17 protein-coding genes are annotated in these 16,754 nt (G+C 49.0%); 9 read left to right on the top strand and 8 right to left on the bottom strand.

Annotation, left to right across the window (positions count from 1 at the left end):
* Positions 1-52 precede the first annotated feature (52 nt).
* Complete coding sequence (locus tag ABEB26_RS19160; protein ID WP_345723653.1) at positions 53-676, bottom strand: hypothetical protein; 624 nt, start codon at positions 674-676, stop codon at positions 53-55.
* A 201-nt stretch (positions 677-877) separates the two neighbouring features.
* Here ABEB26_RS19160 and ABEB26_RS19155 point away from each other — a divergent pair, with 201 nt between their 5' ends.
* Complete coding sequence (locus ABEB26_RS19155) at positions 878-3,295, top strand: Kelch repeat-containing protein (RefSeq protein WP_345723652.1); 2,418 nt, start codon at positions 878-880, stop codon at positions 3,293-3,295.
* Positions 3,296-3,303: 8 nt separating this feature from the next.
* Here the strand turns inward: ABEB26_RS19155 and ABEB26_RS19150 are convergent, their stop codons facing one another.
* A complete protein-coding gene (locus ABEB26_RS19150; protein ID WP_345723651.1) occupies positions 3,304-4,098 on the bottom strand; it encodes an alpha/beta fold hydrolase in 795 nt (264 codons plus the stop codon).
* A complete protein-coding gene (locus ABEB26_RS19145; RefSeq protein ID WP_345723650.1) occupies positions 4,091-4,633 on the bottom strand; it encodes a PadR family transcriptional regulator in 543 nt (180 codons plus the stop codon). The genes ABEB26_RS19150 and ABEB26_RS19145 overlap by 8 nt, the downstream gene beginning before the upstream one ends.
* Before the next feature lie 137 nt (positions 4,634-4,770).
* Between ABEB26_RS19145 and ABEB26_RS19140 the strand changes: the two genes are divergently transcribed.
* Positions 4,771-5,892: a trans-sulfuration enzyme family protein gene (locus ABEB26_RS19140; RefSeq protein ID WP_345723649.1), complete on the top strand. Its 1,122-nt coding sequence runs from the start codon at positions 4,771-4,773 to the stop codon at positions 5,890-5,892.
* 86 nt (positions 5,893-5,978) lie between these two features.
* Positions 5,979-7,007, top strand: coding sequence for a fumarylacetoacetate hydrolase family protein (locus ABEB26_RS19135; RefSeq protein WP_345723648.1), 1,029 nt, complete (start codon positions 5,979-5,981; stop codon positions 7,005-7,007).
* Between the two features lie 53 nt (positions 7,008-7,060).
* Here the strand turns inward: ABEB26_RS19135 and ABEB26_RS19130 are convergent, their stop codons facing one another.
* Together ABEB26_RS19130 and ABEB26_RS19125 are read right to left on the bottom strand one after the other, a co-directional pair.
* Positions 7,061-8,080 carry an NAD-dependent epimerase/dehydratase family protein gene (locus tag ABEB26_RS19130; RefSeq protein ID WP_345723647.1) on the bottom strand — a complete coding sequence of 340 codons (1,020 nt, stop codon included), beginning with the start codon at positions 8,078-8,080 and terminating at the stop codon, positions 7,061-7,063.
* Between the two features lie 118 nt (positions 8,081-8,198).
* Complete coding sequence (locus ABEB26_RS19125) at positions 8,199-8,618, bottom strand: RrF2 family transcriptional regulator (protein WP_345723646.1); 420 nt, start codon at positions 8,616-8,618, stop codon at positions 8,199-8,201.
* A gap of 174 nt (positions 8,619-8,792) precedes the next feature.
* Between ABEB26_RS19125 and ABEB26_RS19120 the strand changes: the two genes are divergently transcribed.
* From ABEB26_RS19120 to ABEB26_RS19105, 4 genes are all read left to right on the top strand, one after another.
* A complete protein-coding gene (locus tag ABEB26_RS19120) occupies positions 8,793-9,800 on the top strand; it encodes a CE1 family esterase (protein ID WP_345723645.1) in 1,008 nt (335 codons plus the stop codon).
* 260 nt (positions 9,801-10,060) lie between these two features.
* Positions 10,061-11,263, top strand: coding sequence for a molybdate ABC transporter substrate-binding protein (gene modA, locus ABEB26_RS19115; RefSeq protein ID WP_345723644.1), 1,203 nt, complete (start codon positions 10,061-10,063; stop codon positions 11,261-11,263).
* A gap of 63 nt (positions 11,264-11,326) precedes the next feature.
* Entirely contained in the window at positions 11,327-12,118 is a 792-nt protein-coding gene (locus ABEB26_RS19110; protein ID WP_345723643.1) for an ABC transporter permease, read from the top strand.
* Between the two features lie 141 nt (positions 12,119-12,259).
* A complete protein-coding gene (locus ABEB26_RS19105) occupies positions 12,260-12,625 on the top strand; it encodes a hypothetical protein (RefSeq protein ID WP_345723642.1) in 366 nt (121 codons plus the stop codon).
* 833 nt (positions 12,626-13,458) lie between these two features.
* Here the strand turns inward: ABEB26_RS19105 and ABEB26_RS19100 are convergent.
* From ABEB26_RS19100 to ABEB26_RS19090, 3 genes are all read right to left on the bottom strand, one after another.
* Positions 13,459-13,752 (bottom strand): hypothetical protein, encoded by a 294-nt coding sequence (locus tag ABEB26_RS19100; protein WP_345723641.1) that lies wholly within the window; start codon positions 13,750-13,752, stop codon positions 13,459-13,461.
* Between the two features lie 63 nt (positions 13,753-13,815).
* On the bottom strand, positions 13,816-13,998 hold the full coding sequence (locus ABEB26_RS19095) for a hypothetical protein (protein ID WP_345723640.1): 183 nt from the start codon (positions 13,996-13,998) through the stop codon (positions 13,816-13,818).
* 7 nt (positions 13,999-14,005) lie between these two features.
* On the bottom strand, positions 14,006-15,235 hold the full coding sequence (locus ABEB26_RS19090) for a DUF885 domain-containing protein (protein ID WP_345723639.1): 1,230 nt from the start codon (positions 15,233-15,235) through the stop codon (positions 14,006-14,008).
* 155 nt (positions 15,236-15,390) lie between these two features.
* Between ABEB26_RS19090 and ABEB26_RS19085 the strand changes: the two genes are divergently transcribed.
* Entirely contained in the window at positions 15,391-16,401 is a 1,011-nt protein-coding gene (locus ABEB26_RS19085; protein ID WP_345723638.1) for an MBL fold metallo-hydrolase, read from the top strand.
* Positions 16,402-16,565: 164 nt separating this feature from the next.
* Positions 16,566-16,754: hypothetical protein (locus tag ABEB26_RS19080; RefSeq protein ID WP_345723637.1), on the top strand; the 189-nt coding region annotated here is incomplete at its 3' end.

The following is a 16,754-nucleotide window of genomic DNA, read 5'->3' as shown; positions in this document are numbered from 1 at the left end:
ACCACGGAGCCGAGGAATTGGCTCCGTGGTTGTTCAATACTGCCGAGTCTGACTAGATCCGGTTGCGGCCCCACCCAAGGTATAGACCTGCCCCGATTAGCATTATCGGCACCCATACCATACCAACACTTAGCAGACCTGGCAAGCTCGCGATTCCGATGATCGCTCCGACCACAAACAAAATTGAAGCTGGAATAAAGCCCCAAAAGCCATTCGTGCCAAACATTGGCTTACCCAGCAAGCCAATTGCCCCAAAGCCCAAGGCCAAGCCCCAAACCACTGACATACCATTGGTCAGGTTGGCGAAGGGAATTCCCACGGCCAGCCCAGTTAGGATGCTAGCGGGGATGAATAGCCCAAACAGCCGCTTAGCGAAGGCAAAGAAGAAGAAACAGCTGGCGATCGTAAATAAAATCATGCTTGGGATAAATGCGTCGGTATCGATCCCAAAATCAAGGGCAATGCTATCGCCACCCATTGCCCGAGCTAAAAACCATAAAACCCCAAAGACAATCAGGGCAATCGCGGCGATCCCACGTGAATCACGCTGGGCAGTGAGGTGTTGTAACAGTTTATTGCTTGGTGTTTGTTGATTGGTTGGATAGATTGGATAGTTGGCTTGAGCGGCCTCAATTTGGCGAGCGCGTTCGGTATCATGCTCGGTATATGGTTGCATAACTTCCTCCTATGGTTTTGGCATGGGTTGGACGACAAAGGTTTCACAGTTGTTGCAGCACTGTGAATGAATGTGAAAATTGTTGGCTCTTTTGCTCTTGACGGTGTCTGTATAATAGCCTGCGCCGGACGTTTTGGCTATATCCAGTTTGTGTATTGGCTGTAATTGCTGCCGATAGCTGCTGCTTGCAATAGGGAATGTATGCGTTTGACTGCGGTTCGTTGGTCGATGTTGTTGGTCGTGCTTAGTTTGTTCGCTCTAGCCTGCTTGAAACCAACCCAAGCCCAAATTCCACTTCAATCCCCCATTCCTGCTATTACTACAACCACTAATATGTTTAATTGGAATACGTTTCAGCCGATTCCGTTGGCGCGATTTGAGGCTGGCGGGGCGATTGTTGGCGATAGTTTGTATGTGATTGGTGGTTTTTATACCAACCAAGTTGAGGCTACCGATACAGTTTTTGCCTATAACATCACGACCAATCAATGGCGAATCTGCGCCAATATTCCTGAAGCGATGACTCATGCTCCCGTGGTTGCCGATGGCCATTTGATTTATGTGTTGGGTGGCTATATTGGCAATTCACCTGGTGGTAGCACTGAGCATGTGTGGGTCTATAACACATTGACCAATGCTTGGAGTCGTGGCCCCGATTTGCCCGAAGATCGCGGGGCTGCTGGGGCAACCAAGCTTGGCCGTGAAATTCACTTTTTTGGTGGAGCGCATCGGCGTAATTTACATCTCGAAGAATGGGATAGCAACAAACATTTTGTGCTGAATTTGGATACTCAAGTTTGGCGGACTGCTGCACCCATGCCCAATGCTCGTAACCACCTTGGGGCGGCGACGCTGAATGGTTATGTGTATGCGATTGGCGGCCAATATTTAGCTGCCGAATCAACGGCGGCTCAAGTTGAAGTAAATCGCTATGACCCTAACACTGATACTTGGATGCGAGTCGCCGATTTGCCCAAAGGCCGGGGGCATATCACCTCGTCGGTATTTGAGGTTGATGGCCGAATTATGGTTGTGGGCGGCTCAGTTAATGGTGGCGATTATGGCTTGGCTTCCGCCGATGTGATGCTGTATGACCCCAATGATGATGTGTGGATGAAATTAACCTCGATTCCTGGGGTGCGCAAAACTCCGGTTGCAACAGCATATGGCAATAAAATTTTGGTAACGACTGGCGGCTATGTGCCCAATCCCGAAATGTGGATCGGCCAGCTTGAAAATCACTGGGAATTAGCCCGAACTCTGCCGATCTCGCTGGGCGAGGCCTCTGGCGGGGTTATCGGCAATAAACTGTATCTAGTTGGTGAGAGTAATGGTGCGACCGCAGCCTTTGATCTTGGGGCGAATTCGTGGAATGCTGGCTTGGCTCAACGCCCCTATAAAACCCATAGTCACAGCGCCCAAGTCTGGAATCAACGACTCTATTTGTTTGGCGGGACTGGCACAAGCGCAGGCAAAGTGCAAATTTACCAACCTTCAAGCAATAGTTGGTCGCAAGGCACAGCCATGCCATTTGCCACAATGGCCGCTAGCTCTGCATTAATTGATGGCAAAATCTATGTTGCAGGCGGAATTGTCAGCGGCAATACCACAAATTATCATGCCGCCTATGATCCAACTACCAACACTTGGGCCAATTTGCCAAGCATGGCTTTGGCCCGCAATGGTGCTGCTGGTGGTACAGATGGCCGCTTTTTCTATTTGTTTGGCGGGCGGGCGAGTGGTACTACTGGTGCTGCCAGCAGCGATTTGCAAATCTATGATCCACTGACACAAACATGGACGAGCAGCGCCAGCGACCCAACGCTTCCGCCATTACCCCAAGCTCGCGCCGATATGGGCCAAGCAATTTGGTATAAAGGTGAGTTTTATCTGATGGGCGGGGCCGATCAGGCAGGTGTGAGCAATCGAGTTGATGTGTATAATCCGCTGACCAAAACGTGGCGCAGCGTTGCCCCGATGCCAACTGCTCGTCAAGGTCATGTCCCAATCTTGGTTGGTGGGCGCATCTATGTTCCTGCTGGCGGAACCCAAGCCAGTAGCAGCCAATCGCGAATTTTCGAGGTCTATAATCCAGGCTCGGTTGCGCCCCAAATTCCCGCAACCGCCACGCCAACCGAAATAGTAACTGAAATTCCAACGGCGACCAATATGTCCACGTCAACCGAAACGCCGACAAATACGGCAACTCCGACTGAAACGCCAACTGCGACAGCAACTGAAACGGCGACAGCGACGAATACGGCCACGCCAACCGATATTCCAACGGTAACTGCAACGTCGACCGACATTCCAACAGCGACGAATACAGCGACCAATACAGTCATGCCAACTGAAACGGCGACGAATACGGCCACGGTCATGCCCACAGATACGCCAACCGAGACCTCAACAGATACGCCAACTGAAATTCCAACGGCGACCAATACAGCAACGCCGACGGAAAATCCAACGGCAACGAATACAGCAACGGCAACGGCAACATTGACCGCTACACCGACTGCAACGAATACCAATACGGCTATACCAACTGAGACTGCCTTGCCCACGACGACCTCAATCCATCAGTTTCGGATTTATTTGCCGTGGGCGACGCGCTGATTAACTGCTTAGAGCAGAAAATCGAGTACCAATTGATTGAAAAGCGTTGGATTATCCATATTGGCGCAATGCCCAGCGTTTGGCAGCACATGGTAGCCGATAGTGGGCTGCTGTTGTTGCCATTCGCGGGCTGCTTGCAAGGCAATTGGCTGATCGTGTTCGCCAACCAAAATCAATAGCTGTTGCTTCGATGCTGCTTCGTTTGGGTGCATAATTTGGTTTAATTTGCTCATTAAGCGAAATGATGAGCGCGAAAAATATTGCATCCGCTGATAAAATAATTCTTGGCCAGCCGGATAAAACACACTGATCCGAGCGACATAACGCCGAAAACGCTCAATCGAAAACAGCACCATGAACATCCATTTGAACATTTCTTTACGCTGTGCCCGCAGCACTGCCCGTTGATCGCCAAAAATACTATAGCCGCCAACGACCGTCACGCTAGCCACCAAATGCGGATAACGATAGGCAAATTCTTGGGCGATCAACGAGCCAAGCGAAACCCCTAAAACATGAGCTTGAGCTTGGTTTTCGTTTTGCAAGATGGCGGCCAAATATTCAGGTGTGTGTTCGATACCAATTAAGGTATTGTTTGGTTGCGAACGCCCATGGCCAGGTAAATCGATTAAGATGACATAATATTTTTGAGAGAAGCTATCAATCTGCTGGACAAAGCATTGATGATCGCCAAATGCTGGATGAATTAAGATCAAGGCTGGGTTATTTATGTTACCAGCGGTGGAGTAGTGCAAATCAAAATCGTGTAAACTAATTGTTTTAGCGGTTAATTCGTTACTCATTGCCTGATTCCTCAAGTTTGCTTAGCAGTTGTTGATACCAATTAATATTGAAACTGTAGTAGGCTACGCCATATTCCAAGGTTAACCATTGAAAATCGGCAAGCGCTTGTTGTTCAGTCGCTACACTCATTTGCTCACGCTCACGCAGCAAGCTGCTGAGTTGGGCATGCACCATTTGCACGCTTCCAAGATGCTCACTCAGCAGCCGAATTTGCTCACTTGGCTTGAGAAAACCCATAAAGAACAAACGAGTCAAAGCAGGATCTTTGACCTTCTCTTGGGGAATTGCACTCGTTAGCCATTGCTCAAACAGCGTTTGGCCGATTGGCGTGATGCTGTAGATTTTCTTAAATCGCCCACCTTCGACTTGCTCCTGCACCGTCACTGCTTGCTTTGCCACCAGTTTTTCAATTGCGCTGTTGATGCTGCCAAAGCTGGCACTATAGAACAACGAGATCGTCTCTTCAAGGATTTTCTTGATCTCGTAGATGCTGCGCTGCCTGAGCATCAACAACCCTAGAATCACATATTCCATAATATATCCTTACGTTATATATCTAATAGTAATATGAATTGAGCGATTGTCAAGTCTTGTAATTTGAAGTGCTTGCGCTGATTTGCTATGATCATGCTAGGGCTTCAGGATTTTCGTAGTTTGAGAGGTATTGCACAATGGGCCACGATTCAGCCAACATCAAACCAGAATCATGGTTGGTTTCAGCGGGGCGCGGTTCGCAGCCAGGCGATCCGTTGAATGTGCCCTTGGTTCCTGCATCGAATTTTATTATTGGCAGTGGCCGTGAATATTCGCGTGATGATGGAACCCCAACTTGGGAAGCACTTGAGGCGGTGGTTGGTGGCTTAGAGGGTGGCAAGGCTTTGGCCTTTGCCTCAGGCATGGCCGCAATTGCCGCGGTTTTTGATCAACTGGCGGTTGGCTCGCTGGTTGTCTTGCCCGATGACTGTTATCAAGGCGTTGCTGGCCTTGCCGCTGCTGGCGAACAGCGTGGGCGTTGGTCAGTCCAGCGCATAGCGGTCGATGATACTGAAGCTTGGGTGCGAGCTTGTGCCGATGCCGACCTCATTTGGCTTGAATCGCCATCGAATCCGCTGCTGACCGTGGCCGATCTTGAGCTGATTTGTGCTGCGCCGCGTAAACCGAGCGCGATTGTGGGGGTTGATAATACCTTTGCCACGCCGTTAAATCAGCAACCACTGGCGTTTGGCGCAACCGTCGCGATCCAATCGGCGACTAAATTTATTGGTGGCCACTCCGATTTGTTGGCTGGCGTAGCGACGACCAACGATCCAGCGCTTTGGCATGCGCTCAAGAAATCGCGTGAGTTAACTGGGGCAACGCCAGGCACACTCGAAACCTATTTAGCGGTACGTGGGGTACGCACCTTGGCAGTACGTTTGCAACGGGCACAACAAACAGCCATGCTTCTGGCTGAGCGACTTGAAGCTCATCCGCAGATTATGCGTGTGCGCTATCCTGGGCTATCATCGCACCCAACCCATGCGGTCGCTCAACGGGTGCTCAAGGGTTTTGGCACAATTATTTCATTTGATGTGTTGGGCGGAGCAGTGGCTGCTGATCAGGTTTGTCAGCAAGTTAAATTGATTCATCATGCCACGAGCCTTGGGGCAGTAGAATCGACCATGGAACGGCGAGCGGCAATTCCTGGTCAGGAGCATTTACCACCAGCTTTGCTACGTTTGAGCGTTGGAATCGAGAATGTTGACGATTTGTGGAATGATCTATCAGCGGCTATTGCGGCTAGCTCAATTTAACAACTAACGAGTATAACCTTTCATCCTTAGCCCTGCTTTTACAGAAATGGATCAGGGTCTTTGATTTTTTGATAGAGGTAGGATTTATGAAATTTGTTTCATTTCGGCGGTATGGTGAAGGTTCCGAGGCACGGGCTGGGGCTTGGTTGCCCATGGGTATCATTGATCTGCAAGCAGCAGCAGGCTTAGTTTTCGAAGATCTGCCCCATGATTGGTCGCTGATGAGTATGCTGCAACACGAATCCGATGGTTATGGGATTGATGCTGCAATCCAGATTGTTTCAGCAGTGGTTGATTTGCTCGGTGGTGGCGGCGATGGCATCGAGTGGGATGATCCCGATGCGATCAATAGCATGCTTTCATTGGGCGGCGAAACCGTGATTTATCCACCTGATAGCGTGCGTTTGTTAGCGCCAATTCCTCAGCCACCAACCATTCGCGATTTTTACGCCTTCGAGCAGCATGTGCGTGAAATTCGCGCCCAGCATGGCCGCTCTGTACCCAGCACTTGGTACGATATGCCAGTGTTTTACTTTGGTAACCCTACCACGGTGCTTGGACCAGATAGCGATTTGGTGATGCCGCGCACCAGCCAACTTGATTACGAACTAGAAATTGCAGCAGTGATCGGCAGACCATGCCGTGATATTGAGCCAGCTGAAGCTGAATATTATATTGCTGGCTTGATGGTGATGAACGATTGGTCGGCTCGCGATATTCAAGCTCGCGAGATGAGCGTTGGCTTAGGGCCAGCCAAGGGTAAAGATTTTGCCACCTCATTTGGGCCAGCCATGATCACGCTTGATGAAATTGAGGATAAGGCGCTGGGCGATGGGCGCTACGATTTGGCAATGGTCGTGCGGGTCAATGGTGAAGAGCGTGGTCGGGCTTCGTTTGCCGATATTTACTATACGCTCGGCGAATTGATTGCCCACGCTTCGCGCGATGTTACCTTGTTGCCTGGTGAAATTATTGGCTCGGGCACGGTTGGCACTGGCTGTTTGCTTGAAACGACCCACGGCGAAGGGCCATGGCTTGAGGTCGGTGATGTGGTCGAACTAGAAATCGAACGCATCGGCATCTTACGCAACACCATTGTTGATCGCGATAGCTAATTATATCGATGCGTGGTGGCAGTTGTTTGGACTGCCATCACGCTGATTGTAGGCTAGGCTTGGCCCAAGGCAACCTGCTTCGGTGCTTGCTGAGCCAGAATCTGAAAGGTTTTGCGCACTGCATCGACTGCAGGTAGCGGATTATAGCCTAACTCACGTTTGGCTTTGGCAATCGACAAACGTTGTTCTACGCCACAATACAACCCAACTTGGCTACGCAAAATCATTGGTTCGCGGCCTGTGACATTCGCTACCAACTCCATCATACCAGCGACAGCCTTGGTAATACCCTTAGCAACGCGCATTGGCACTTTGATTTTGGGGTTGAATTCTTGGGCGATTTCAAAGATTCGTCGTAATGGTAACGATTGATCATTCGCCAAAATATAGCGTTCGCCTGCACGACCTTGACGTTCAGCGGCAATCAGCCCTTCGGCAACATCAGCTACATCAACAAAATTAAAATCCATATTGATATCCAGTGGCATTTTATTGCTCAACACCAACTCCAAAATCCCCAACGATGGCGTAGTCCGGCCATTGGGATCGCCGATGATCGTGCCTGGCAAGCCCGCTACCATCTCCAGTCCATATTCCTTGGTCAACTTCCAAGCTAATTGTTCCGAGGCAATTTTCGATTGATAATAAGGATTGCCATAGGTGTATTGATTCCAAGTTGTTTCATCGGCTGGGGTTTGGCGCTGAGGATTATTTTTATCAACTGCCGCGATTGAGCTAACATACACCACCCGTTTGACTCCAGCCTGCGCCGCTGCCCGCAGAATATTGCGTGTACCCTCAACATTTGGTTGAATAATCTCGTGTTGCGGATTGGGCGACCAATGCTTGAATACCGCCGCAACTTGATACAGAGTATCAATCCCAACCAAGGCTTGTTGCAGCGAATCAACATCCATCAAATCGGCATAAACTTGCTCATAGGCCAGCTTCGGCTTGATTTGGCTGCGATTGCGCACGCTAGCCCGCACCTCAACCCCACGTTCAACTAACATTTGAGCCAACACCGACCCTAAATGGCCATTCGCTCCAGTAACTAATACTCGCTTGCTCATTGTTATTATTCCTTTCAGGATAAACTAAATAAATAGTTTATTTAGTTTTAGATAAAAAAAGAGGTCAATAAAATAATATAAACTACATACTAAGAATATAGAGTTTAGATTAAAAAAATCAACCACTATAAAGATTTGCCAAGGTGACTGCTTGCAACTCTTGTTTCATAGCTGTTTCGGCGCGTTGCAGGCTAGCGACCATGCGTTGGCGAGCGGCTAGAGCCTCGATTTTTGGCTCGGTTGGGTGAATATTCAGTCGAAACAAAGGTTTAGCTTGCTCGATTGCATTAAAAATATCCAAGAGATTAATTGCTTGACTGTTACGAGTTAAGCGCACACCGCCTTTGGCTCCCTCACGGGTTTCAATCAGGCCTGCATTGGTCAGCGATTGCACAACCTTGACCACACTGGGCTTAGCAATGCCTAAAAAATCGGCGATTTCATGGGTTGGCACAAAATCGTAGACTTGTTCCTCGATTTTATAGGTGATGTAGAGGCTGATGGCAATTGCCTGTGAAAACGCCAGTGAATAGCTCATAACACTCATCAATAATTTATACTAGATATATTGTATATTGAGTTTCAAGTTTGTCAAGCATAAATTTTAGAGCATTAACAACCAAGGATGATCGCCAATCGCCTAATTGGGTGATGCTGAAATAGCGCTGCCTTTGCTACGATCAAGCTCGTTCTTTTAACTAGGAGGTCATCAATGCACATGCAGCGCTTATTGTATTTTCTAGGCTTGCTTGGATTAACTCTTAGCCTACTTAGTTGCAGCCGAGCCAATCGCCAAGCCGCCGCCGTTTCACCGAACCCAACCAGCCAAGTTGTTGAGCCAAATAGCCTTGGCCTGCCCAAAGGCACGCTACACGAAGCTGAATTGTTGGTCGCTGACGAAACCCGTAGTTTTATCTATTATCTGCCAGCCAAGCTCGATCCTGCTGGAGCGCCATTGGTTTTTATGTTGCATGGCGGCGGTGGGCTTGGCAATTCGGCCATGACATTAACGACTCAAGAACGCTGGAACACTCTCGCCGACCAACATGGTTTTATCGTGGCCTATCCCGATGGCATGAATCGGCGCTGGAATGATTGCCGCAGCGATTGGGATAACCCTTCAACCAGCGATGATGGGCAATTTATCAGTAAACTGATTGATCATTTTGCTCAAAGCTATCCTATTGATCAGACTCGCGTCTATGCTACAGGCCACTCGAATGGCTCAATGATGTCGCTGCGCTTGGCGCTCGAATTGCCCGATCGGATTGCGGCGGTGGTTGGTAGTGCGGGGTATATGGCCCAAAATAGCCAGTGTAAAGCACTTGGCACGCCCGCCCCGTTGATGCTATTGGCAGGTACAGCCGACCCCATTATGCCCTATGCTGGTGGTTTAATTGATATTCCAGGCGATAGCCAGCAAGGCCAGGTGCTTTCTGCCGAGGCGACCATCCAAATGTGGCTCGATATGTTGAGCATTACCAACCCACCGAGCATTAGCCATTTGGCTGATATCAACCCTGATGATAATAGCACGGTGACCGTCAGTACCTACCAAGATAACCTTGTTCGCTTCTATCGGATTGATGGCGGTGGGCATAGTTGGCCCAGCCTCGACCAGCCATCACGCTTGAAAGAACGCCAGAACCCGCATAATCGCGATTTTTATGCTGCCGACGCTGCTTGGGAATTTATGCAGCAACATCGGCTTGGTGAGTAGGATTTAGGGGTCAGGATTCAGGGGCGAGGGGTCAGCTTTGAATTAGCTCGCCCAAGCGTCAATCCTGACTCCTGATCGCTAGACCCTGACCCCTAAATCCACTTTGCGCCGCTGCATTAAAACTTGATCTACGTTGATTTTGCCCTCAGTCTTTTGGTTTTCATCCCTCATAATTCATCCTTCATCCCTTAATTAAGGTGGTATGCTAGGCGCTGGAAAACGAGCCAAACAGTGTTTGGTGTGGATAAAGGATTATCAGTATGAAGCAGATTCGCCGAATCGGATTAATTGTGTTGAGCCTAAGTTTATTGGCTTGTGGAGCTACAACTGTTAATGTACCAACTACTCCAGCCAACCCAACCAGCGCCGCCAACTCTACGCCAACCCTCAATGGCGAGATCAATGTATTTGCTGCGGCCTCATTGACAGGCGCATTCACTGACATTGGTAACGCATTTCAAGCCAGTCATCACAATACCAAGCTTAACTTCAATTTTGCTGGCTCGGATCAACTGGCAACCCAGATCACTCAAGGCGCACCTGCTGATGTTTTTGCTTCAGCCAATTCCAAGCAGATGCAGATTGTCGTTGATGCTGGGGCAATTGATGGTTCAATGCGTCAACCATTTGCGCGTAACCGCTTAATTGTGATTTATCCCCAAGACAATCCTGCCCAAATTCAAAGCCTGCAAGATTTAGCCAAACCCAAGCTGAAATTAGTGTTGGCCAGTGCTAGCGTTCCAGTTGGCAATTATGCCCTAGATTTTTTGGCAAAAGCTTCAGCCTTGCCCGAATTTGGCGCAAGCTATAGCCCAACAGTTTTGTCGAATGTGGTTTCGTATGAAAATAACGTTAAAGCTGTTTTGAGCAAAGTTTCGCTGGGCGAGGCCGATGCAGGCATTGTTTATACTACCGATGCAGCTTCGGTTACTGATGGCAGCATTGGCACATTGGCAATTCCCGATCAACTGAATACGATCGCCACTTATCCGATTGCAATCACCCAAAATAGTGCCAATTTGCAACTTGCCCAAGCCTTCATCGATTTTGTTTTGGCTTCCGAAGGCCAACAGATTTTAACGCGTTATGGCTTTATAACTGTTGCCGATCCTTCAGTTTTATCTCCTTACCAACTGTTAATTTCTGGCAATTTAACTACGCCGCTGACGCTAACTGACGAATTGATCAAGAACTATGAACAACAACAAGTTGAATTCAATGGCCAAAGCTATCGAGGTTTGGGCTTTGGTCAATTGTTGATCCAAATTCAACCTAAAGGCGATGCCCGAACCTTTAATTTGCTCAGCAGCGATGGCAGCCAAACCGTGCTGGCAATTGCCGACCTAACCGCCGACCCACGAGCAATTATTGCCGTCGAAGCCGATGGCAGTTTTACCAGCATTATTCCGAGCAACCCAACTGCCAGCCAGCTCAAAAACATCGTCAAAATCACAGTAAAATAGGTTGATACTTGGCACAGACCGATCAGGATAGGTTCAAGCCTATCCTATTTTTATGGGTGCTGAATGGGAAATAATCGTTTTCGTCGCTCGTTTTGGCTGATGCTGAGTAGTTTGCCATTGCTCGGCTTTTTATTGATACCGTTAATTGCTTTAGCCTTGCGGGTGCCAGTTGAAGCGTTAGCGAGCACATTTGCCAAACCAGCCGTGCGCGAAGCGCTCAGTCTGAGCATTCTGACCACGAGCAGTAGTATGCTGATTACGCTTGTATTTGGCACACCAATGGCAATTCTTTTGGCGCGTCCACGCTTTCGCGGCCAAGCATTGCTCGATACCTTGATCGATCTGCCGATGATTTTGCCGCCCTCGGTCGCGGGGATTGCCCTGTTGATGGCGTTTGGGCGGCGAGGTTTGCTTGGCCAGTATCTGCGTTTAATCGCGATCGAATTACCCTTTACCACAGCGGCGGTAGTTTTAGCCCAAGTTTTTGTAGCCTCGCCCTTTTACATTAAAGCCGCAGCAGCAGCTTTTGCCACGATCGATCATGATCTTGAGGATGCAGCGGCGCTTGATGGCGCGAATTCACGCCAAATCTTTTGGTTTATCAGCATTCCGCTGGCTTGGACGGGTGTGGTAAGCGGCGCAGTCATGACTTGGGCACGCGCTTTGGGCGAATTTGGAGCCACGATCATTTTTGCTGGCAATTTCGTGGGTCGCACCCAAACCATGCCCTTGGCAATTTACCAAGGGTTTGAGCAAGATTTAAATGTGGCATTAATTTTGGCTATGCTGCTCCTAGTGATTTCATTTGTGATTTTAGGCCTTGTTAAAGGGCTATTAGCCCAGCGCTTGCGTTAGGGTTGTTGCCGTCACAATTCAGTTTAATGTGGATAGCAGCAATTTTTCATGCAACTCTTATTGATCCCAACCGTCAAATCAAGCACAATCGTGTTCTACGTAGCCATTTGCTGCGTAGTGTTGTAATCGAAAGGATCGACGATGATTAAAGCTTCGCGACGGATGCTCGGTTTGTTGGCGGCAACCTGTGCTTTGGCTTTGGCTCCCCTAGTTCCAGCAGCAGCAGCGCCTAACGCCTTGGAGGTCAGTGTTTTTTGCGAAAATCTGGGGATGCGGTATAACCAAGGCTCATTCTCGTGCGATGCTTTTGCAAGCGGTGGAACTGGCGATTATAGTTACAACTGGTCGGCGGTGCAAAATGCTACGATTCTGGACAACTGGGGTAGCTATATTTACGGGAGCTGTGCTATCAATCAAACTGCTCGGGTTAATGTTGTGGTTACTGATAGCAGCGGTGCCAGCATTAGCAAAATTGGGCGGGTGCTCTGCCGCAAAGTCGCCTCGTAAAATCGGCTAATTGGTCATGGGCATCCCTTCCTCTTCGCGATCTGCCGCGCGATGCCCAGTTTTTTGCCCCAACAACCTCCAAAATATTGCCAATTCGAGCTACAAATGCTCTTTAAAGCGCTTGTTAGTCTAACGCTTATGTTAATAAAGTTAATATTTATTAATATACATTTAATAGATTATCTTTTGACAAAGCCAATATAGTCAACACAATAGAAGTCTATGTACATAGTTAGTACGTATAGCTGTATTTTGGAAGGATTGGCAATGTTTAACACTTCATGCCGGGCAATTGGTTTGTTGGTAGCGACCTGTGCTTTAGCCTTGGCCCCGTTGACTCCCACCGCCGCCGCACCCAAGCCCTTGAGTGTATTCGTCGGTTGTGCACACCATGGCATAGATTATAATCAAGGATCATTCTCCTGCAGTGCCTATGTGAGTGGTGGAACCGGTCTCTACAATTATAGCTGGTCAGTTCGTAATGCTTCGATTGATACAACGGGAGGGGACTCAATAGTTGGTTATTGCGATCCTTATACATCATTCCTCGTTAAGCTTACGGTTACTGATAGCAATGGTTTACGCAAATCAGTAGATTATGGCTACCTGTACTGTGACAGTAGCGAATCCTAAATCTATCAAAGCTCTAATTAATTCGTTCTAGTAGATCGTTCGTGTCGATAGCTGTAATTGGAAGGATTGGCAATGTTCTCGATAGTAGCGTCGCAAGCGTCGCTAGCGTTGGCCGCTTTTATTGCAGCAGCGATGCCTCGTAACATCAGTTGAGTTTGGCATGGGCATCCCTTTGCATCACAAGCTTGTCGTGATGCCCATTAATCGTCAATAATCCCCAAATGGGCCAAAATTGTGTAGACATAAGCAGTATTGAAACGCGCATTAGGCATATATTCAGCAATATTGGCCCGCGTTAAGTGCTTAAGATTAACCTCACTTTGCAACAAGACCTCAAAATCGTTGCGCCGCAACCAACGTTTTTTGCGCGTACTATGCGGCTCCAACCAAAGCTCATCGGCATCGACACTCAAAATTGTAAATAAGCGATGTTGGGCTGTAGTAGCCAAAGTTTGGCCAGCCAAGGCTTGCACTCGTTGCCAAAAATCTTGCATTATGGCTCCTCGTTATTGATCAAATCAATTGCTAGCAACAGTATAGCGCTGTTAGGCAAAAAATCAATTATCCTGCGCCAAATGGGCGGTGCTCACGAGGATCGTCCACATCGCCAACACTACCTGACTAGCCGACCATTGTGCCGTCTCCCACAGCCGCCGACGGCGTTGGTCGGCGGCACGGCCACCGTTAGCAGTCGTGCCGCCACCTGGACATGCTTGCCGATGCCCACCACAATTGAGCAATCTGGAACTAGCCTTTATAACATTGATTGGCTTGCTCGATCACCCATTGCTCAAGCAGTGATGGATAAATTTGCTCACTTAGCAATGTGCCAAATCGCTCGATTTTATCGCCGCGCTCAAACCAACGGCTAATTAATTGTTCGCCATAGAAATAGCTGAAAATATAGGCTCGCCACAACGGTGAGCTGATAAAGCGCAATCGTTGTTGTGCTCGTTCTTCGCTGGTCAACCCATAGCGCACCAAGTAATCAACAACCTCGTCAGCAGGCCGACCTTCGGCGTGCAACAGCAAAGCGGCATTGCCTGCCACACCCGCCAAAGCCTTGAGAGCCGTGTTAATTCGCAGTTCTTGGGCAGGGTTGCCAGTGATACCGACTTTGGGATAGAGGGTTTGGGCTTGCCACTCGACCAACTCTTGAGGGCTGAACAAGACACCCACCGCACTATTGGCGATGCCTTCAGCCATCACACACTCAGGCGTGTTTAGCAAAAAAATCGAATGCTCAGCCCAGCCCCGACCAGCATATAAATCACGTTCTTTGATGCAATGCTCAGTGTGATGGCCTGGATAGGCCTCGTGAGCAACTAAGTTTGTCAGGCTATTGAGGGCAATCGGCAAATCGGTATTGATATCAACGGCTGAATGATAATTGCCATAATACCAGTTATAGCCGCTCCAAGGCTGATTATTGACCAAGCGGAAATCAACTTTTTCGCTAGCAGGCAAGGGATACAACCCCAACGTGCGGGTGCGTAATTCCGATTCGATCAATTGTAACAAGGGTTGAGCCTGCTCGCCGTTGATCTCAAATTGCCGTCGCCAGATTTGAGTACGTTCAAGCACATCGCCTTGGCCTGGCAATAAACTATCGAGTTCATCGATTGCCTCATCAAACAAGGCTTCGTCAATCATGGCTGGCTCAATATCAAAGCAGCGTCGCACTTCCTCACGATAATCAAAACGTTCGCCCGCCAACTGACGACAGGTGGTCGCCATGCCAGTGACCTGTTTGCGTAAATAAGTGCGGCGACGAATTGGCAAATCGCTGGTTTCAATGTGCTCTAGCAATTGTTCAGCCGCCTGCACCAGCTGGTTGGTTGGCCAAATCGCACTATCTAAAACTTGGTCACGCAGATAATTTGGGCCACAATAGGCATCAACATACCCATCAATATGCTGGCTTATTCGAAACGCTAGCTCAATATAGGCTAGGCCAATGGGTTCAAAAATAGGCATAATCAAGCATCCTCACAACACAAATCTAGCTTTATTGTACCCCAAAGGCTGGGCGTTAACGCTTGATCACAACTTATTCATCATTCCGCGAAATTCTTGTTTCTACAACGTGCTATGCTGATTTCAGCAACAAATTCTCTGTATGAGGAACGCCCATGCGCAGCCGCCAACAACGCATTCTTGCATCACCCTACTATCGCAATAACCAATTTCAAAATTTGCATCCAACCGCCATGCTCCAAGCCAATTCAATGGTCTCGACCTTGCGCCGCCAATTGTTTGGCAAGGAACAACGTCGGCCAAGCAAGCCTTTGCCAAGTGCCTGGCCTGGTCAAAGCTTCCACCAAACGCCACCAGCCTCGGGTTTACGCGTTACTTGGCTTGGCCATTCAACCTTATTGATCGAGTTTGCTGGGATCACGATCTTGACAGATCCGGTGTGGGCTAAGCATTTATCGCCAGTGCAGGGCATCGGGCCGCAGCGCTTTCAAACTGCACCGATTGCGCTGGAGCAACTGCCAACAATCGATTTAGTGTTACTTTCGCACGACCATTACGATCATCTCGATAAGCAAACGATTCGCTGGCTAGCGCGTGGGTCGATGCCCTTCGTTACCGCCTTGGGTGTTGGCGACCATCTCGAACGCTGGGGCATTACGAGCAGCCGTATCCACGAACTCGATTGGTGGGAAGAACTGCATTTGGCCGAATTTGGTTTGACGATTGCCGCCGTGCCAGCCCAACATTTCTCGGGGCGTGGCCTTAAGCGCAATAGCACGCTTTGGGCTTCGTGGGTAGTGATGAGCCAAAATTCACGGATTTATGTGGGCTGCGATAGTGGCATGTTCGCAGGATTTCAGGATATTGGTCAACGTTATGGCCCGTTTGAGCTGGCGACGCTCGAAATGGCTCAATACGATGTTGCTTGGCCGGGCGTGCATATGCAACCCGAAGAGGCTTTACAAGCCGCCGAAATGTTGCAAGCTCGCACCATGTTGCCTGTGCATTGGGGCGCATACTGCCTTTCGCTGCATGCTTGGGACGAGCCAATTGAGCGTTTGCTGAAAGCTGCCCAAACTAGCTCAATCACTATTTTGACCCCGCAACTAGGCCAACCAGTTGAGCCTAGCCATCCCAAAGATTTAACTGAATGGTGGCGTGGCTAATCGTGACAAGCGATTAGGTTTTAATGCCGAAGCGCAGAGGACGGCGAGAGGCCAGCGGTCAGGGTTCAGCGGCCAGTTGTCAAGATTCAGCTATTTAGCACAGTAGCAGAATTCGTGTAATTCGTGGCTAAAAACGTGGCCTTCGTGGATCAGGTTCGTGCAATTTGACAAAGGTCGTGAATGCTGCTATACTGCGCGAGCTGTCGAAACGAACTCAAACATTTCGCAGCACGATGTTTGCTCAACATCACACATTTGACGAAAATGCTCCGCTTTCCTGCTTCAATCGCAGCGGCGGATTTTTTATCGCCAAAATCGCACCTTTCCAACTGATGGGTGCTGCGTCCGCAGCA

This window comes from Herpetosiphon gulosus (assembly GCF_039545135.1).
Lineage (GTDB): Bacteria > Chloroflexota > Chloroflexia > Chloroflexales > Herpetosiphonaceae > Herpetosiphon > Herpetosiphon gulosus.
Note: the sequence above shows the minus strand (reverse complement) of the source record. Positions and strands in the feature narration are given on the sequence as shown.